This window comes from Microbacterium capsulatum (genome assembly GCF_030865425.1).
In the GTDB taxonomy this organism is placed as follows: domain Bacteria; phylum Actinomycetota; class Actinomycetes; order Actinomycetales; family Microbacteriaceae; genus Microbacterium; species Microbacterium capsulatum.
The window spans coordinates 469,113-485,876 of sequence record NZ_JAVFCB010000001.1; the positions used below are offsets into that span (position 1 = coordinate 469,113).

At 71.6% G+C, this 16,764-nt stretch carries 17 protein-coding genes and 4 tRNA genes; 15 read left to right on the forward strand and 6 right to left on the reverse strand.

What is annotated here, in order from left to right; translation table 11 throughout:
• Nucleotides 1-21 precede the first annotated feature (21 nt).
• Both RBR11_RS02210 and RBR11_RS02215 read right to left on the reverse strand, forming a co-directional pair.
• Nucleotides 22-468 (reverse strand): SufE family protein, encoded by a 447-nt coding sequence (locus tag RBR11_RS02210; protein WP_308487654.1) that lies wholly within the window; start codon nucleotides 466-468, stop codon nucleotides 22-24.
• Nucleotides 469-487: 19 nt separating this feature from the next.
• Entirely contained in the window at nucleotides 488-1,381 is an 894-nt protein-coding gene (locus tag RBR11_RS02215; protein WP_308487655.1) for a sulfurtransferase, read from the reverse strand.
• Between the two features lie 156 nt (nucleotides 1,382-1,537).
• On the opposite strand from RBR11_RS02215, the gene zapE reads away from it, so the two are divergent.
• Entirely contained in the window at nucleotides 1,538-2,590 is a 1,053-nt protein-coding gene (gene zapE, locus RBR11_RS02220) for a cell division protein ZapE (protein WP_308487656.1), read from the forward strand.
• 118 nt (nucleotides 2,591-2,708) lie between these two features.
• Entirely contained in the window at nucleotides 2,709-3,944 is a 1,236-nt protein-coding gene (locus RBR11_RS02225; RefSeq protein ID WP_308487657.1) for an ammonium transporter, read from the forward strand.
• 77 nt (nucleotides 3,945-4,021) lie between these two features.
• On the opposite strand, the gene RBR11_RS02230 is transcribed toward RBR11_RS02225, so the two are convergent.
• Nucleotides 4,022-4,420, reverse strand: coding sequence for a hypothetical protein (locus RBR11_RS02230; RefSeq protein ID WP_308487658.1), 399 nt, complete (start codon nucleotides 4,418-4,420; stop codon nucleotides 4,022-4,024).
• Nucleotides 4,421-4,424: 4 nt separating this feature from the next.
• The gene (locus tag RBR11_RS02235; protein ID WP_308487659.1) at nucleotides 4,425-5,168 is read right to left on the reverse strand and encodes a CDP-alcohol phosphatidyltransferase family protein; all 744 of its coding nucleotides are present in this window, start codon (nucleotides 5,166-5,168) and stop codon (nucleotides 4,425-4,427) included.
• A 29-nt stretch (nucleotides 5,169-5,197) separates the two neighbouring features.
• On the opposite strand from RBR11_RS02235, the gene RBR11_RS02240 reads away from it, so the two are divergent.
• The 7 genes from RBR11_RS02240 to RBR11_RS02270 are packed head-to-tail and all read left to right on the forward strand — an operon-like array spanning nucleotide 5,198 to nucleotide 11,809.
• The gene (locus RBR11_RS02240; RefSeq protein WP_308487660.1) at nucleotides 5,198-6,220 is read left to right on the forward strand and encodes a zinc-dependent alcohol dehydrogenase; all 1,023 of its coding nucleotides are present in this window, start codon (nucleotides 5,198-5,200) and stop codon (nucleotides 6,218-6,220) included.
• On the forward strand, nucleotides 6,217-6,612 hold the full coding sequence (locus RBR11_RS02245) for a 6-pyruvoyl trahydropterin synthase family protein (protein ID WP_308487661.1): 396 nt from the start codon (nucleotides 6,217-6,219) through the stop codon (nucleotides 6,610-6,612). Before RBR11_RS02240 ends, RBR11_RS02245 begins: the two co-directional genes overlap by 4 nt.
• Entirely contained in the window at nucleotides 6,609-7,625 is a 1,017-nt protein-coding gene (locus RBR11_RS02250; protein ID WP_308487662.1) for a glycosyltransferase family 4 protein, read from the forward strand. Before RBR11_RS02245 ends, RBR11_RS02250 begins: the two co-directional genes overlap by 4 nt.
• Nucleotides 7,622-8,437 (forward strand): SAM-dependent methyltransferase, encoded by an 816-nt coding sequence (locus RBR11_RS02255; RefSeq protein ID WP_308487663.1) that lies wholly within the window; start codon nucleotides 7,622-7,624, stop codon nucleotides 8,435-8,437. Before RBR11_RS02250 ends, RBR11_RS02255 begins: the two co-directional genes overlap by 4 nt.
• Nucleotides 8,425-9,393: a lysylphosphatidylglycerol synthase transmembrane domain-containing protein gene (locus tag RBR11_RS02260; RefSeq protein WP_308487664.1), complete on the forward strand. Its 969-nt coding sequence runs from the start codon at nucleotides 8,425-8,427 to the stop codon at nucleotides 9,391-9,393. Before RBR11_RS02255 ends, RBR11_RS02260 begins: the two co-directional genes overlap by 13 nt.
• Nucleotides 9,390-10,142, forward strand: coding sequence for a RibD family protein (locus tag RBR11_RS02265; RefSeq protein WP_308487665.1), 753 nt, complete (start codon nucleotides 9,390-9,392; stop codon nucleotides 10,140-10,142). The genes RBR11_RS02260 and RBR11_RS02265 overlap by 4 nt, the downstream gene beginning before the upstream one ends.
• 26 nt (nucleotides 10,143-10,168) lie before the next feature.
• Complete coding sequence (locus RBR11_RS02270) at nucleotides 10,169-11,809, forward strand: LTA synthase family protein (RefSeq protein ID WP_308487666.1); 1,641 nt, start codon at nucleotides 10,169-10,171, stop codon at nucleotides 11,807-11,809.
• Nucleotides 11,810-11,841: 32 nt separating this feature from the next.
• On the opposite strand, the gene RBR11_RS02275 is transcribed toward RBR11_RS02270, so the two are convergent.
• Together RBR11_RS02275 and RBR11_RS02280 are read right to left on the reverse strand one after the other, a co-directional pair.
• Complete coding sequence (locus tag RBR11_RS02275; protein WP_308487667.1) at nucleotides 11,842-12,435, reverse strand: hypothetical protein; 594 nt, start codon at nucleotides 12,433-12,435, stop codon at nucleotides 11,842-11,844.
• Between the two features lie 195 nt (nucleotides 12,436-12,630).
• Nucleotides 12,631-12,703, reverse strand: a tRNA-Val gene (locus RBR11_RS02280).
• 233 nt (nucleotides 12,704-12,936) lie between these two features.
• On the opposite strand from RBR11_RS02280, the gene RBR11_RS02285 reads away from it, so the two are divergent.
• From RBR11_RS02285 to RBR11_RS02310, 6 genes are all read left to right on the forward strand, one after another.
• A tRNA-Gly gene (locus RBR11_RS02285) sits at nucleotides 12,937-13,009 on the forward strand.
• 54 nt (nucleotides 13,010-13,063) lie between these two features.
• Nucleotides 13,064-13,134 (forward strand) — tRNA-Cys (locus RBR11_RS02290).
• Nucleotides 13,135-13,161: 27 nt separating this feature from the next.
• Nucleotides 13,162-13,233 (forward strand) — tRNA-Val (locus tag RBR11_RS02295).
• A 183-nt stretch (nucleotides 13,234-13,416) separates the two neighbouring features.
• A complete protein-coding gene (locus RBR11_RS02300) occupies nucleotides 13,417-14,604 on the forward strand; it encodes an alkaline phosphatase family protein (protein ID WP_308487668.1) in 1,188 nt (395 codons plus the stop codon).
• Between the two features lie 57 nt (nucleotides 14,605-14,661).
• Complete coding sequence (locus RBR11_RS02305; RefSeq protein WP_308487669.1) at nucleotides 14,662-15,270, forward strand: YdcF family protein; 609 nt, start codon at nucleotides 14,662-14,664, stop codon at nucleotides 15,268-15,270.
• Between the two features lie 40 nt (nucleotides 15,271-15,310).
• Nucleotides 15,311-16,573, forward strand: a complete 1,263-nt coding sequence (locus tag RBR11_RS02310; protein WP_308487670.1) for a low temperature requirement protein A — start codon at nucleotides 15,311-15,313, stop codon at nucleotides 16,571-16,573.
• Nucleotides 16,574-16,764: the final 191 nt, after the last annotated feature.

The following is a 16,764-nucleotide window of genomic DNA, read 5'->3' on the forward strand; positions in this document are numbered from 1 at the left end:
CTCGACGACCGGATGAAGGGTTCAGGCGGCGAGGCGCTCGCGGACCTGGCGCTTGGCGCGCATGAGCATGCCGGTCATGCCGGAGATGCGCAGCGGCGAGACCACGCGGGTGAGCCCGATCGACTGCGGGAAGTCGTCCGGGATCGCGAGGACCGCCTCGGGGGACAGGCCGGCGATGCCCTGGGCGAGGATGCTGGCGAACCCGCGGGTCGTCGGCGCCTCCGCGGGAGCCGTCGCGTGCATCGTGACCGCACCGCCGGTGAGCTCGAGGTAGATGTACACGGGAGACTGGCACTCGGCCACGCGCTCGGTCATCTCCGGGTGCGCGGCGACCTCGTCGGAGACGGCGGGCAGCTCGTTGGAGAACTCGAGAAGCAGCTGCAGGCGATCCGATTCGGGCAGTTCCAGGAACTCGTCCCGGATCTCGGCCAGCGAGTCGGGCAGCACGAAGGCGTGGGCGTCAGTCATCCCCGCCATTCTCCCATGATCAGAGGCTGCCGGGCTCCTCGCCGGTGACGATCGGGACGCGCACGGCGCTGCCCCACTCGGTCCAGGATCCGTCGTAGTTGCGCACGTTCTCGAAGCCGAGCAGGTGCTTCAGCACGAACCAGGTGTGCGCCGAGCGCTCCCCGATCCGGCAGTAGGCGACGACGACGTCGCCGGCGTGCAGGCCGGCGCCGTCCAGGTAGATCGCCTCGAGCTCGGCGCGCGGCTTGAAGCCGCCGTCCTCGGCCACCGCGCGGCCCCACGGCACGTTCTGCGCGGTCGGGATGTGACCGGCGCGCAGGGCGCCCTCCTCGGGGTAGGCCGGTGCCGAGGTGCGCGAGCCGTTGTACTCCTCCGGAGAGCGCACATCGATGAGCGGGTTGCCCAGGTGGGCGAGCACATCGTCCTTGTAGGCGCGGAGCAGGGAGTCGTCACGCTCGATGACCGGGTACTCGGTCGCCGCGCGGTTCGGCAGGTCGGTGGTGATCTCGCGGCCCTCGGCGATCCAGCGGTCGCGGCCGCCGTCGAGGAGGCGGACGTCCTCGTGCCCGAACAGGGAGAACACCCACAGGGCGTAGGCGGCCCACCAGTTGTTCTTGTCGCCGTAGATCACGACGGTGTCGTCGCGGGAGATGCCCTTGCGGCTGAGCAGCTCGGCGAAGCCGGCGCCGTCGACGTAGTCGCGGATGACCGGGTCGTTGAGCTCGGTGTGCCAGTCGACCTTGACCGCGCCGGGGATGTGCCCGGTCTCGTACAGGAGGACATCCTCGTCGGACTCCACCACGACCAGGCCCTCGTCGCCGAGGCGGGCGGCGAGCCAGTCCGCGGTGACCAGGCGGCCGGGCTCCGCGTACTCGGCGAACGATGCGGACGAGGTGTCGAATTCGACGGTCACTTCAGGCTCCTGAGGGTGGTCACGGATGCGGGCGGCAGAAGGCGATGACGGGGACGGCGTAGGGTGTATCCGTCCCCCCCTCGACCCTAGAACACGACACTAAGACCCTGGGCGCGCTCGCGCATCCGAGGGGTAAGACTTCGACACAGGATCCGCATGACCGATCAGGCCGCCCTCTCCGGCGTCGTCCATCTCATCGACCGCCAGCCGCAGATGACCGGCACCGAGCTGCTGACGGGTCTCGTGCCGCCCCCGCAGTTCGACGGCGCGACCTTCGACAGCTACCGCTCCGACAGCGCGTACCCCTCCCAGGAGGACGCGAAGCAGCGGCTCGTCACGTTCGCCACGGGCGCGCAGCCGGTCAAGCGCGGCGGCCTGTTCCGCCGCGCGCCCAAGGTGCCGGAGACGAAGCCCGGCGTGTACCTCGACGGCGGCTTCGGCGTCGGCAAGACGCACCTGCTCGCCTCGATCTACCACGCGATGCCCGCCCGCCGGAAGTACTTCGGATCCTTCATCGAGTACACCGCGCTCGTCGGCGCTCTCGGCTACCGGAACACGGTCGACCTGCTGCGCGGATCCGACCTGCTCTGCATCGACGAGTTCGAGCTCGACGACCCGGGCGACACGATGGTGATGACGCGGCTCCTCGGCGAGCTGGTCGGATCGGGGACCCGTCTCGCGGCGACCTCGAACACCCCGCCGAACGCGCTCGGCGAGGGTCGGTTCGCCGCGCAGGACTTCCTCCGCGAGATCCATGCGATGTCCGACAGCTTCGAGACGATCCGGATCGACGGCGTCGACTTCCGCCAGCGCGCGCTGGACGGCCACGCCGTCTCCCTCTCCGCCGACGAGTACGCGCAGGATCTCACGGGGCTCGGCGCGGCGGGCCTCGTATCGGACGACGCGTTCGACGACATCGTCAAGCACCTCGCGCAGGTGCACCCGTCGCGCTACATCCGGCTGCTGGCGGGGCTGGACGCCCTCGGCATCCGCGACGTGCGTCAGCTCACCGACCAGTCCGAGGCGCTGCGGTTCGTGGCGTTCGTGGATCGCGCGTACGACGCGCAGATCCCGATCCTCGCCACCGGGCGCCCGCTCGACGAGGTGTTCAGCGAGGAGATGCTCGGCGGCGGCTACCGGAAGAAGTACCTGCGCGCGATCTCCCGCCTGAACGCGCTCTCGCACGCCGAGCGGGAGCCGGTCCGGTAACACGCTGTTCACACGCGGGCCGATCCTGTAACACCCGCGCAACAGACGCCGCCGTCGGCGGAAACACTTCCTCGTCACACTGATTCGCACAACGCGGTCTAGCGGAGGCGAGGAAGACATGGACGCGACGGGCAACATCTCCTGGGGAGTGACGGCGACGGCGCTGGTGCTGCTGATGACGCCGGGGGTGGCGTTCTTCTACGGCGGCCTGGTGAAGGCGAAGAGCGTCGTCAGCATGATGATGATGAGCTTCGGCGCGATCGGGCTCGTCGCGGTGCTGTGGATCCTCTACGGCTCCTCGATGAGCACTGTGGCGTCGCCCGGTCAGTTCGCCGGTGACCCGTTCGCCGACTTCGGCCTGGCCGCGGCCGCGAGCGGCAAGGGCGCCAACGTCGCGCTGCTCACGGTCGGGTACGGCGCGACATTCGCGATCATCACCGTGGCGCTGATCTCCGGGGCGATCGCGGACCGGGCGAAGTTCGGGCCGTGGCTCATCTTCGTCGGCGTGTTCGCGACGCTCGGCTACTTCCCGATCTCCGCCTGGGTCTGGGGCGGCGGCTGGATCATGCATCTCGGGGACACCCTGTTCGGCGCGAAGAGCGGCATCGAGGTCATCGACTACGCGGGCGGCACCGCGGTGCACATCAACGCCGGTGCCGCGGCCCTGGCCCTCGCGCTCGTGCTCGGCAAGCGGATCGGGTTCCAGAAGGGGATCCAGAAGCCGCACAACGTCCCCCTGACGCTGCTCGGCGCGGCCCTGCTCTGGTTCGGCTGGTTCGGCTTCAACGCCGGGGCGCAGTGGGCGACCAAGGGCATGGACGGGGTCGGCCTCATCGTCATCAACACGTTCGGCGCGGCGGCCGCGGGCATCCTCGGCTGGATCCTGGTGGAGCGGGTCCGCGGCGGGAAGGCCACCTCGATCGGCGCGGCCTCGGGTGCCGTGGCCGGGCTCGTGGCGATCACCCCGGCCTGCGCCAACCTCACGCCGGGCTGGTCGCTGCTGCTCGGCGCCCTCGCCGGCGGCGTGTGCGCCCTCGCCGTGGAGCTGAAGTTCCGGCTCGGCTTCGACGACTCGCTGGACGTGGTCGGACTGCACCTGGTCGGCGGCTTCCTCGGCACGATCTTCCTCGGATTCTTCGCCACCGGACAGGGCCTGCTCGTCGGCGGCGACGCCCGCCTGCTCGTCGTGCAGATCCTCGCCTCGGGCGGCGTACTCGTCTACTCCTTCCTGGTCGCGCTGGTCATCGGCTTCGCGATCGAGAAGACCATCGGATTCCGGGTGACCAGCGAGGACGAGATCGCGGGCGTCGACATCGTGGTGCACGGTGAAGAGGGGTACGTGCTCACCTCCTGAGCGCCGGATCCTGCGCCTCTCGGCGGACGACGAGCACGGCCGGGGTGGCGGTGTGGACGAACCGCGAGCGCCGCCGGTCAGCGCCGTGTCATCGTCGGCACCCGGAGCACCAGCGCCGCCGTCACGGCGAGGATCACGATGCCGATCGACTCCACCACGATGGTCTGCGGCACGAGGGTGAACGTCCAGACCTCCCTGATGCCGAACAGCCCGACCGTGAGCGCGAGCAGGAGCGAGCCGAGCGTCGCGATCAGGAAGAGCAGCGCCAGCACCGTCGCCGCCTGCAGGAGCCGGCCGCGGAGGAAAGTAACCCCGACCGCGAGCACGAGCGCCGAGACGGCGTTGAGCACGAACAAGATGCCGAGGACGCCGCCGACCCCGTCGAAGACGAGGAAGAGGTGGATCCCACCCGTCACGAGCAGGACGAGCGTGCTGAGGATCCGCATGACCCGCAGCGCCGGTGTGGACGACGTCATGGTGCTACCTGCTTCCGTCTCGAGCCGATGCCTTCGGGGAGGACACGAGACGCGCGTCTGCACGGTTCATCCGGATCAGCCACACGACGTCCCGGCCGAACGACTCGACGAGCAGAAGAAGGGCACCGAGGGCCAAGAGGACGTTCGCCGGCGGAGGCAGGATCTGCGCGGCGACGACGGCGAGCACGACGCCGCACGCGGCGGCGACCACCTTGCGCCAGTACCGGTACGGCAGCGTCCGATTCATGAAGGGGAGCACCAGGGCCGCGGCCACGAACGCGTACCGCATGAGCCCGATCGCGAGCACCCATCCGCCGACGAACCGCACGTCGTGGACGCTCAGCACGAGCAGCAGGAACGCGTCGACCTCCATGTCGAAGCGCGCCCCGAGCTCGCTCACGCTGCCCGTGCGCCGTGCGACGTAGCCGTCGACGCCGTCCAGCGCGAGCGCAATGACCACGATCGGCACGAGCGGGACGGACGAGGCCGGGGTCGTGAGCGCCGTCACGACGAGGCCCGTCGCCACACCGACGAGCATCGATCGGGTGGCGGTGACGGCGTTGGCCGGCCCGAAGCGGGTGCTGCAGCGCTGACGGAGCCCGCGCGAGACGAGCGCGGACGAGACGGTCAGGTAGCCCAGCGCCGCCACCCAGCCGGCCGGCGACAACGGCACGGCGCGCGCGATCGCCGCCAGGGCGACGACCCCCGCGGCCGCCCAGAGCCAGGGCGTGAGCTGAACCTTTCGCATCCGGCCTCCGTGTCACTTGCATGGCAGTCATGAGTGACACGACGCAGACCACGGTCGAGGTTCACCCGGATCGCGCGGAGGCCGCGGCCGCGTGGTGGACGACCGGCCCCGGTCGCGGCGAGTTCCGCGACGAACCGCTGCCCGCACCGGCCGCGGGTGAGGCGTCGGTGCGCACCCTGTGGACCGGGATCAGCCGAGGCACGGAGTCGCTCGTCGCGAGGGGATCGGTCCCCGTGACGGAGCGCGAGCGCATGCGCGCGCCGTTCCAGGACGGGGACTTCCCGTTCCCCGTGAAGTATGGCTATCTCAACGTCGGCGTCGTCGAGGAAGGCCCTGCGACGCTCCGCGGGCGCGCGGTGTTCGCGCTGTTCCCGCATCAGTCGCGGTACGTCGTGCCGGTGGATGCGCTTCTGCCCGTTCCCGACGACGTGCCGGCCCGGCGGGCGGTGCTCGCGGGCGCGGTCGAGACCGCGGTCAACGTGCTGTGGGATGCGGCGCCGGCCGTCGGCGACCGCGTCCTGATCGTCGGGGCGGGGATGATCGGCTGCGCCGTCGCCCGGCTCGCGTGCGGCATCCCCGGCGTCGAGGTCACCGTGGTGGACGTCGACCAGTCGCAGCAGGCGGTCGTCACGGCGCTGGGCGCGCGATTCGCCCTCGCCGCGGAGCCTCCGCATGCAGCGGACGTCGTGATCGAGGCGAGCGGATCCGGTGCCGGGCTGCAGTTCGCGCTGCGGGCCGCGCCCACGGACGGGGAGGTCATGGTCGCCAGCTGGTACGGCGCGGAGACCGTGCCGCTCGAACTCGGTGCCGACTTCCACTCACGCCGCCTGACGATCCGGTCGAGTCAGGTCGGGGCGGTCGCGGCGAGTCGTCGTGGGCGGCGCAGCACGCGGGACCGGCTCGCCCTCGCCCTCCGGCTGCTCGCGGATCCGGCGTTCGACCTCCTGCTCGGCACGACCTCGTCCTGGCGTCGGATGCCCGAGATCACGGCCGCTCTGGCCGACGGCACAGCCGGCGGGCTCTGCGAGACGATCGACTGGAGCGCGGCATGAGCTTCTCGGTGACGGTCCGCGACCATCTGATGGTCGCTCACAGCCTGCAGGGCGAGGTGTTCGGTCCGGCGCAGCGGCTGCACGGGGCGACGTTCGTCGTGGACGCCTCGTTCCGGGCGGAGGATCTCGATGCGAACGGCATCGTCGTCGACATCGGCCGCGCGTCGGAGGCCCTGCACGAGATCGTCGGCGCTCTGTCCTACCGCAACCTCGACGACGAGCCCGATCTGCACGGCATCAACACCACGACCGAGCGGCTGTGCCAGATCATCGGCGACCGGCTCGCCGCGCGTGCTCAGGACGGCGGCCTGGGCGACACCCGGCTGACCGGCATCGCGGTGACCCTGCACGAGTCGCACATCGCGTGGGCGTCGTACGAGGTGCCGCTGTGATCGACCGCGCGGTGACCTTCCTCGTCCCGGAGGGGATCGACGATCCCGCCCGGGTGAGCGGCGGCAATCTGTACGACCGGCGCATCCGCGACGGCCTCGGCGGACAGGGGTGGCGGGTCTCGACCGTCGAGGCGCCGGATGCCGCCGGCGCGACGTCGACGCTCCGGGGGCTGCCGGGGGGAGCCACGGTGCTCGTGGACGGGCTCGTCGGGCTGTGGGCGGCGGAGGGGATCGCGGCAGCCGCCGGGCGGCTGCGGATCGTCGTACTGGCGCACATGGTCGCCGCGGCGTTCCCCGGGGCGACCGATGCGACGATGGCCGCCGAACGCCGGATGTTCGCTGCTGCCGACAGGGTCGTCGTGACGAGCTCGTGGACCGCGAAGGAACTCTCGCGGCGAGGTCTGGTGACATCCGAGCGGATCGCCGTCGCGGTGCCGGGAGTCGACGTCGCGGAGGCGCCGGGGGAGGGCCCGAAGAACCGCCTCGACCTGCTCTGCGTCGGCGTCGTCGCTCCGCACAAGGGTCAGGACGTGCTGCTGGACGCGCTCGCGCGGATCCCGGAGCAGGGCTGGACGTGCCGGATCGTCGGATCCTCCCGACCGTTCGGCGACTTCGCCTCCTCGGTCGCGCGCGACGCGCAGAGGTTCTCCGGGCGAGTGCGGATGACGGGCGTGCTCCACGGGCCGGAGCTCGCGGCGGAGTACCGGCGAGGCGCGCTGCTGGTCGCGCCGTCGCGCGTGGAGAGCTCGGGCATGGCGATCGCCGAGGCCCGGGGGCACGGCGTACCGGTCGTCGCCGCGGCGGTCGGCGGCATCCCGGACACGGTCGCCGGAGGAGGTGCCGTCCTGGTTCCGCCGGGCGATCCCGAGGCCCTCGCCGTCGCGCTCGGCGCGTGGATGACCGATCCCGCGCTGCGCACGCGACTGCGCACCGAGGTGCGCGCGGCCCGCGTCGGGCTGCCGACCTGGGCCGGCAGCGTGAGCGCGGTGGCCCGCGCCCTGGAGGCATCATGAGCGCCATCTCGACGGCGACGCCCGACTGGCTCGCGCTGCGGGCGGCCGCGGACGACACGGCGCGCGCGACGGAGCTCGCCTCGGTACTCGCTCGTCTGCTGCCTCCCGGGCCGGTCGTGCTGCACGATCTCGGGGCCGGCACGGGCGGCATGACCCGGTGGCTCGCCCCGCGCCTGCCCGGGCCGCAGCAGTGGGTGCTGCACGACGGCGATGCGGAGATCCTCGACCATCTCGACCTCGAGACCGTCGCCGACGATGCCGGACGCCGGGTCGGCGTCTCCGTCGTCGTGGAGGATCTCGAGGATCTGTCGACGGGGGCGTTCGCGGGCGCATCCGCCGTGACCGGGTCCGCCCTGCTGGACGTCGTCACGCGCGAGGAGGCCGGGCGCATCGTGGCCGCGTGCCTCGAGGCGGGCGTTCCGGCGCTGTTCAGCCTCTCGGTGACCGGCGTCGTGATCCTCGATCCGCCCGACGCCCTCGACGCCGCGATCGGGCGCGCCTTCAACGATCATCAGCGCCGGGACGCCGACGGCCGGCGGATGCTGGGACCCGACGCGGCTCCGCTCCTCATCCGGCTGTTCACCGGCGCCGGGTGGCGCGTGCGCTCGGCCTCGACGCCGTGGCATCTCGGCCCCGCCGACGCGGCGCTCACCGCCGCCTGGCTCGACGGCTGGGTCGGCGCCGCGCTCGAGCAGCGCCCCGAGTTCGAGCCGGCGGCCGAGGACTACCTCGCCCGCCGTCGCGTTCAGCTCGCGGCCGGAGCGCTGCACGTCACCGTCTCGCACCAGGATGTGCTGGCATGGCCGCGCTGAATCCCGTCTCGGAGCGCCACGCGGCAGGGCGGATCGCCACGACGGCGGATCCGGCGAGCGCTCGGCGCCGGATCCGCCTCGTCGTCCGCCTCGCCGCCGGGGGAGCGATCGTCGTCGCGACGGCCCTGGTCGTCGGGTTCGGCCCGTTCCTGCGCGGGATCGCCGCGATCTCGCCGCCGTCGATCCTCGCCGCCCTGATCCTCTCGGCGATCGCGACCGCGGCGGCGGCGTGGCGCTGGCGGACGGTCGCCACCGGGTACGGACTGCCGCTCACCCGGCACGCCGCTTTCGCCGCCTGCTACCGGTCCCAGTTCCTCAACGCCGTGCTGCCCGCCGGGATCCTCGGCGATGTCCACCGCGCGTGGGCGCACGGACAGGCCCACGCACGCCTCGGCGCTGCCGCCCGCGCGGTCGTCGTCGAGCGGGCACTCGGGCAGGTGGTCCAGATCGCACTGACGCTGGCGGTCCTGCTGCCGCTCGGGCTCGGCTCGCCGCTGGAACCCGTCGTGTGGGGCGCGGGCGCGCTCACAGCCCTCCTCGCAGCCGCTGTCGCGATCGCTGCGATCCTGCCGCGCCCGCGCCGGCTGCTGCAGCGGGAGTACGCCCTGCTGCGCCCCGTCCTGGCTCGACCCGGGGCGCTGCTCGCGATCGTTCTGACGTCGATCGTCGTCGTCGCGGCGCACGTCACGCTGTTCGTCGTGGCCGGTCTGGCCGTCGGACTGCCCCTCCGCAGTGGACTCGCGGCCGCGGGGCTCGTCGTGCTCGCGGCATCCGCGATCCCGGTCAACGTCGGCGGCTGGGGCCCGCGGGAAGCGGCGGCGGGTGCGGCGTTCGGGCTCGTCGGTCTCGGCGCTGCGGCGGGCGTGGCCACGTCGACGGCGTTCGGCGTGCTGGCGCTCGTCGCCGTCGCGCCCGGGGCGGTCGTGCTGCTCGCCGGATGGAGGAGGAGACCATGAACGAGCGTCCCTATGTGACCCTCAGCTGCGCGATGTCGATCGACGGCTACCTCGACGGGTCCGCACCGCGGCGTCTCGCGATGTCGAACGCCGCCGACTTCGACCGGGTCGACGAGGTGCGCTCCCGCAGCGACGCGATCATGGTCGGCGCGTCGACGGTGCGGCGGGACAATCCCCGCCTGCTCGTGCGCGACGCCGTGCGCCGGGCGCGCCGTCTGTCGTACGGCCGCCCCGAGTCGCCGACGAAGGTGACCGTGACCGCGTCGGGCGATCTGTCGCCGGATGCGGCGTTCTTCACGGCCGGCGATTCACCGCGGCTCGTCTACTGCCCGTCCGAGGGCGTCCGCGGCCTGCGCGCCCGGCTCGGCGAGCGCGCCACGGTCGTGGGGCTCGGCGAGCATGTCACGATGGCCGCCCTGCTGCAGGATCTCGGCGAACGGCGGGGCGTCCGCCGACTCATGGTCGAAGGCGGTGGCCGCGTGCTCACCCAGTTCCTCGAGGCGGATCTCGTCGACGAGCTGCAGCTCGTGATCGCGCCGTTCTTCGTCGGCGAGCCCCGGGCACCTCGTGCCGTCGGGGCGGGTCGGTTCCCCTGGACCGCTTCGCGCCGGGCGCGCCTGGCCGGCACCCAGCAGATCGGGGACGTCGTGCTGCTCCGCTACGCCCTCTCCGACCGCTGCGACAGTCCTGCGGATCACTGCGACGTGCTCGACAGCGGCGCCGCCGCGGTCACCGCCGACAGGTCGTGACCATGCCGCGCCGGAATGGGGTCGCGATGGGTGCGCCCGCCGTCCCGTCATCGCGCCGGGGCGGTGCCGTCGCGACGGCCGGTGCGATCGTGGCGCTCGTCGTGCTTCCGCTCGCGCCGGGGCTGCTCGCGTCGGAGCGCCTCCCCACCGGGCCGGCAGCGCTTCTCGGGATCCCGGTCGAGTCCCTCCTGATCCTGTTGCTGCTCGTGATCGCCCCGTGGCGGATCCCGCGCCGCGTGCTGGCCGGGCTGTTCGGCCTGTTCGTCACCGGAGCACTGCTCCTCGCCGGAATCGATCACGGCTTCCGGGCCGCCGTCGGTGCCCCGTTCGCCCTCTCGGACTGGTCGCAGCTCGGCGCGGCTTACGGCGTCCTGGTCGACTCGCTCGGCGCGTTCCTCGCCGGCCTGCTCCTCGTCGCGCTCATCGGCGGGATCCTGGCGTGCACGGTGGTGCTCGCCTGGGCGGCGCTGCGTGTCGCCGACGTCGTGTGCAGGCGCGCCGCCGGGCGGATCGTGCTCGCCGCGGCGACCGCGGTGTGGCTGGTCTCCGCACTCGTCGCGCCGTTGCGGGTCGGGGATCCGATCGCCGCCGCGGCCTCGATCGGATCCGTGGGATCCGCGGTGGCGCGCACCGAGACGGTGCTCGGGGCGCAGCCGACCATCGCGCGGGAGATCGCCCGCGATCCGTTCGCCGGCGTTCCCGCCGATCGGCTGCTCACGGGTCTGCGCGGCAAGGACGTCATCATCGCGTTCGTCGAGAGCTATGGTCGCGTCGCACTCGAGGGGGACGGCATCGAGGGCGGCGTCACCGGGGTGCTCCAGGCGGGCGACGCCTCCCTCGCCGCCGAGGGATACTCGGCCCGCAGTGCCTGGCTCACGTCGCCCACGTTCGGCGGGCTCAGCTGGCTCGCCCACGCGACGCTGCAGACAGGCGTGTGGGCGCCCACGCAGTCGGCGTACAACCAGATCGTCGCGAGCAACCGCCTGTCCCTGGCGCTCGCCTTCGGGCGCGCGGGCTGGCGCACCGTCTCGGACGTGCCGTCCGACAACCAGCGCTGGGGCGTCGGCCGGTCCTTCTACCACTACGGCAGTCTGCTCGACGCCACGAACGTCGGCTATCGCGGCCCGGCCTTCGGGTACGCGCTCATCCCCGATCAGTACACCCTCAAGCACTTCGCCGACACCCAACTCACCGGACCGCACACGCCCGTCATGGCCGAGATCGACCTCGCGTCCTCGCACACGCCGTGGACGCCGCTGTCGCAGCTCGTGCCCTGGGACAAGATCGGCGACGGGTCGATCTACGACCCGCAGCCGGCGCTCAGCCCGTCGGCGACGACGGTGTGGCAGAACCCGCAGACGGTGCAGCGGTTCTACGGTCAGTCGGTGCAGTACTCGCTGGGCTCGCTGTTCTCGTTCCTGCAGAACGTCGACGATCCGAATCTGGTCGTCATCGTGCTCGGCGACCACCAGCCGGCGGAGATCGTCAGCGGTTCCGGCGCCTCCCACGACGTCCCGATCAGCATCATCGCGCGCGACCCGGCCGTTCTCGCCGCGACAACCGACTGGAACTGGTCGCCCGGCCTGCAGCCTGGCGACACGTCCCCGGTCTGGCCGATGGACGCGTTCCGGGACCGCCTGCTGACGGCGTTCAGCCCGACGCCCTGACGGCGTCGGCACCCGCCCCGATGGGAAGAACGCTATCCCTGACCTGGCGCGCCGTACTGGCCGCCGCCCGGTAGGGGAGGGCCGGAGGCCGTGGAGGTCTGCGCGGCGATCTCGGCACGCACAGCGACGCCATCCGGCAGCTTCTCGACGGTGAAGACGATCCCCTGCTGCGCACCCTGCGCAGGGATGTAGCCCACCGTCACCGACGTGATCCTCGGGTCGTCCGCCACGGCCGAGTGCCTGGTCGTGATGAGCCTGCCGGTCGGGTGCTCCCTAAGCCAGTTCGCGGCCTCGGGCACGCCCATCCCCGGAATCCTCCAATACGCGTGCAACTCTGCGACCGGACCGCAAGGCCAGCCCGTGAAGGAGCCGAAGGACGTGACGCCCGCGTCGGCCTGCGCCGCGCCCGGCGGCAACGATGCCTCGGCCAGCCAGGCGCGCGCTTGTGCCTGCGCCTGCGCATCCGTGCTCCCCGACGTCACGACGGCCGACGGCGACTCGCTGACCACAGGGGTGGGAACGACCGACGGTGGCGGCGCCGCGCCCACGCCGCTCTTCGGGGTTGCGCACCCTGCCAGAGCGAGCGTCAAGACGGAGGCCAGGATCAGGGAGGAGCGCAGCCGCATGCGTGCATCGCAGACGTCGGCCGCGGTCCCGCCGGGGCGACACTTCGGGAGGGATGGCCGCTCTCGGCGCGCTCGCCACGACCCGCTGTTCCAGCGAACGCCTCCGCGCACACGATGCACACGCACGAGGCCTGAGCGGGCAACGAAAAAGACCCGGAATCCGCGACTTCCGCGTGATTCCGGGCCTCTTGCCTGTGGGCGATGCCGGACTCGAACCGACGACCTCTTCCGTGTGAAGGAAGCGCGCTACCAACTGCGCCAATCGCCCATGTGTAGTTTTTCGTGCGCTGGGCACAGGTAAAGAGCATACCGGATCCCCGGAGGAGCCGACGACCGCCCTCGCTCCCGGGCGTGGCGCGATCCGCGGCGCAGGGGAGCGGTCATCCCCGTTCTCGCGCGGAATCCCGGGGGACACGCCCGAGAACGGGCCCCGGTTTGGCAGAGGCTCGAACCTGGGCTAATGTATTTCAAGTGCCCGGGACACCGGGAAGAACACGAAATGCGGATGTAGCGCAGTTGGTAGCGCACAACCTTGCCAAGGTTGGGGTCGCGAGTTCGAGTCTCGTCATCCGCTCGAGTGCAGGAGCCCCTTCGGGGGCTTCGGCATGTGGGTTCGAATCCACCTCCTGGTGGCGTGGCCGAGCGGCTAGGCACCGGCCTGCAAAGCCGTTTACACGGGTTCGAATCCCGTCGCCACCTCTCTGCACAACTGAATAGCCCGAACGGGCGCGATTGGCGCAGCGGTAGCGCGCTTCCCTGACACGGAAGAGGTCACTGGTTCGATCCCAGTATCGCGCACAACAGAAACCCCCGGTGAGCCGGGGGTTTTGTCGTATCCGGCGAGATTCCGCGCCGACCGCGCGCACCGGGCGGGACCGCGGTATCCTGCGGCCGGGAGGCGATCCGTCACTGTCCTCTGGCGCGTCGCCCGCCCGGCGTGCTTGGCTGGCCTAGGGGAGTTCATTCGAGAGAGTGACGACGATGGCGCAGGCACCGGCAGGGCATCGGGTGGTCGTTTTCCTTCAGGAGAACAAGACCACGGACTTCTATTTCCCGACGATGGCGGCGTGGGGAGCGGCCGTGGCGAACCACGGCAGCCTCCTCGCGGCTCCGCCGAACTTCGACCAGCCGCACGATCGCAACGCGTGGGTGCACTTCGCGATGGGGGACTACCCGGCACTCGCGGCGCAGGTCGACAACGACACCGTGATCCCGTACTACAGCTGGCTGGCCAAGCAGTTCGTCTTCAGCGACCACCACTTCGGATCCGGATCCAACTCCACACCCGGGCACATGCTCGCGGTCGGCGGCCAGATGCCGACCATGAAGAACCCGCCGTTCGTCGGCGCGCATCCGGTGTGGGACCTCCCGTCGATCTTCTCCGTCGCCGAGGCGGCGGGCGTGTCCTGGGGTGCGTTCCCCGACCAGAGCGGCTATCCGACCAAGTTCTACAAGACCCTGAACGAGACGCCGGGATCCGCGAACGTGCACCCGCCGAAGGACTTCATCCCGATGGCGAAGGCGGGCGACCTGCCGCAGGTCTGCTACGTGTGGAGCCCCGCCGGCTTCGACGAGCACCCCCCGATGACGAGCAACCCGGCCTACGTGACGAACGGTCAGAACCTCGTCTGGGACCGTGTGCAGGCGGTGATCGACGGCGGCGGGTGGGAGCAGACGACGTTCATCCTCACCTGGGACGACTGGGGCGGCTACGCCGACTCGGTGCCGACGCCCGACATCGAGACGGTCCCGGACGCGCTGCACCCGAACGGGTTCCAGGCGATCGGCGGATCCCGGATCCCGCTGCTCATGTTCGGTGGGATGGTGCCGCAGCGCATCGACCCCGAATGGCACTCGCACGCGTCGATCCCGAAGACGATCATGGACCTGCTCGGGCTGCCGGCGATGGGTGTCCCGCGGGTCGACACCGCTCCGTCGCTCGCGCACCTGGTCGACCCGAGCCTCACCCGCCCGGCCCCTCCGCAGCCCGGGACGACGATCGTGCAGCCGACACCACCGCAGCCCGCCCCGGCGCCCGTGGCACCGCAGCCGTGGAACGGTCCGGTCGGCGCGGCGATGCCTGCGCTCGTCACGCGGGACGGCAGCGTCCTGCCCGCTCCGACGGACGGACTCGTCCGGCCGCATCCGCCGAAGCCGCCGCACCTCTGACGATCCGATGCGGGCCGGCGGCTGGAACGACCGGGCGAGGCGTGCGAGCCTGGAGCGATGAGGAGGAATCTGCGGCTCCTGGCGATGCTGCCCGTCGCGGCGGCGGGTGCGTTCCTGCTCTGGGGCGAGGTCATCAGTGCTCGGGCGAGCACACGCGGTCTTCCTGAAGGACGCTCCGGTGCACGACGGACAGTGCTGGTGCTCGGCTTCGGCAACCGCACCGACCGTGCGAACGCGGTGAACCGCTACCGCGTCCGTGCCGCGCTGCGCACCCTGCGCGGGACGGCGGACGTGCTCATCGTCTCGGGCGGATCCGTGCGCGGACCGGTGCCCGAAGGGCAGGTCCTCGCGGCCTACGCCCGGCACCGCGGCTTCACCGGGACGCTCCTGATCGAGACCGAGAGCCGGTCGACCGCGGAGAACATCCGCAACACGATCCCGCTCCTCGAGGGCGCCGAGGAGATCGCCATCGTGTCGAACTCGCTGCACGCGGAGAAGGCCCGTGGTCTGCTGCGGCGAGAGCGTGCGGACCTCGCCGCGCGCCTGATCCGCGCGGACGAGTACCGTTTCGGCGAGGTGCCCGTGATCAAGGCGCTGGCCGCCGCCATCGCACTCGTGGAACGGCGCCGGAGCCGCGCCGACGGGACGGTCCTCGACCCGCGCTAGGTTGGACGCTGCACGATTCCCGACGCGGATGGGGAGCGCCATGACGGACACGATCGAACGGTACCGGCACGGGCTGAGACCGATGCGCGGGCGGGCGCGGCACGAGCCGCACCGGGCGGCGACGCCGCTGGAGGCCCTCTACGACCTCGTCTTCGCGGCCGCGTTCGGGGTGGCAGGGGTGCAGCTCGCCGAGGGCGTCGCGGCCGGGCATGCCGGGGCGGCCGTCGGCGCGTTCGCGTTCGCGGTCGCCGCGATCATCTGGGCGTGGATCAACTTCTCCTGGTTCGCCTCGGCCTTCGACACCGACGACTGGCTGTTCCGCCTGTTCACCCTGGTGCAGATGGCCGGCGTGATCGTCCTGGCGATCGGGCTCCCGCCGATGTTCGCCTCCCTGGAGGATCACGGCGTCTTCGCCAACCAGATCATGGTGTCCGGGTACATCGTGATGCGGGTCGGACTGCTCGCGCAGTGGCTGAGAGCCGCCCGCGACGCGGACTACCGCCCTCAGGCGTTCGCGTACGTGACGTTCATCTCCGTCGCGCAGGTGGGCTGGGTCGTCGTGGCCTGGGCGCCGCTGCCGATCGACACCGCGATCGCGGCGGCCGCCGCCTGCTGGCTGATCGAGCTCGGCGGGCCGATCATGGCCGAGCGCAAGGGCGAGGGGGAGCGCCGCGGCACGCCCTGGCATGCGCATCACATCGCCGAGCGCTACGCGCTGCTGACGATCATCGCCCTCGGCGAGACGGTCGTCGGAACTCTCGCGGCGGCGCAGGAGATCGCCCAGGTGCAGGGCTGGACCGGCGACGCCGCCGTCGTCATCGGCGCCGGCGTGGCGATGACCTTCGCGCTGTGGTGGTCGTACACGATGATGCCGTCCGGCCCGATCCTGGCCCGTCATCGCGACCGGTCGTTCGTCTGGGGCTACGGGCACGCCGTGATCTTCGCGAGCATCGCGGCCGTCGGCGCGGGGCTGCACGCGATCGGATTCGCGTACCGGGCCGAGGATCCGCTGCCGGCCCCGGCGGTGATCCTGCTCATCGCGGTGCCGGTGATCGTCTTCATGGTGTCGATCTCGCTGCTGCACTCCTACCTCGTGCACTCGGTGATGCGGGGCCTGCCGTTGCATGCGCTCGCGATGATCCTGCCCGTGACCGGGATCGTGCTCGCCTTCGCCGGGGTGCCGCTGTGGGCCTGCCTGCTCGTCGTGCTGGCCGGACCCGTGTTCGTCGTGATCGCGTACGAGGCCGGCGGATGGCGGCTCGCGCAGCGGCACCTGGACGAGGCGCTGGCGCACCCGGCGTAGGATTCTCCTATGGACTTCGCCCGGCAGACGCGCACGACCTCGGTCGTGGTCACCGGCACGCGAACGCTCAAGGCCTGAGCGGGCAGGACGCGGTTCCGCGTCCGAAAGCTGAGACCGTGACCATCGCCACATCTGGAGAACTCCTTTGTCTGAGAACCCTGCGTCCACCCTCAAGGCACCGTCCTATCCCT

Excerpts from the sequence above, each read along its gene's own strand:
- RBR11_RS02210 (WP_308487654.1), bottom strand. The coding sequence starts at position 468 with ATGACTGACGCCCACGCCTTCGTGCTGCCCGACTCGCTGGCCGAGATC.
- zapE (WP_308487656.1), top strand. The coding sequence starts at position 1,538 with ATGACCGATCAGGCCGCCCTCTCCGGCGTCGTCCATCTCATCGACCGC.
- RBR11_RS02225 (WP_308487657.1), top strand. The coding sequence starts at position 2,709 with ATGGACGCGACGGGCAACATCTCCTGGGGAGTGACGGCGACGGCGCTG.
- RBR11_RS02230 (WP_308487658.1), bottom strand. The coding sequence starts at position 4,420 with ATGACGTCGTCCACACCGGCGCTGCGGGTCATGCGGATCCTCAGCACG.
- RBR11_RS02235 (WP_308487659.1), bottom strand. The coding sequence starts at position 5,168 with ATGCGAAAGGTTCAGCTCACGCCCTGGCTCTGGGCGGCCGCGGGGGTC.
- RBR11_RS02240 (WP_308487660.1), top strand. The coding sequence starts at position 5,198 with ATGAGTGACACGACGCAGACCACGGTCGAGGTTCACCCGGATCGCGCG.
- RBR11_RS02245 (WP_308487661.1), top strand. The coding sequence starts at position 6,217 with ATGAGCTTCTCGGTGACGGTCCGCGACCATCTGATGGTCGCTCACAGC.
- RBR11_RS02255 (WP_308487663.1), top strand. The coding sequence starts at position 7,622 with ATGAGCGCCATCTCGACGGCGACGCCCGACTGGCTCGCGCTGCGGGCG.
- RBR11_RS02260 (WP_308487664.1), top strand. The coding sequence starts at position 8,425 with ATGGCCGCGCTGAATCCCGTCTCGGAGCGCCACGCGGCAGGGCGGATC.
- RBR11_RS02265 (WP_308487665.1), top strand. The coding sequence starts at position 9,390 with ATGAACGAGCGTCCCTATGTGACCCTCAGCTGCGCGATGTCGATCGAC.
- RBR11_RS02270 (WP_308487666.1), top strand. The coding sequence starts at position 10,169 with ATGGGTGCGCCCGCCGTCCCGTCATCGCGCCGGGGCGGTGCCGTCGCG.
- RBR11_RS02275 (WP_308487667.1), bottom strand. The coding sequence starts at position 12,435 with ATGCGGCTGCGCTCCTCCCTGATCCTGGCCTCCGTCTTGACGCTCGCT.
- RBR11_RS02300 (WP_308487668.1), top strand. The coding sequence starts at position 13,417 with ATGGCGCAGGCACCGGCAGGGCATCGGGTGGTCGTTTTCCTTCAGGAG.
- RBR11_RS02305 (WP_308487669.1), top strand. The coding sequence starts at position 14,662 with ATGAGGAGGAATCTGCGGCTCCTGGCGATGCTGCCCGTCGCGGCGGCG.
- RBR11_RS02310 (WP_308487670.1), top strand. The coding sequence starts at position 15,311 with ATGACGGACACGATCGAACGGTACCGGCACGGGCTGAGACCGATGCGC.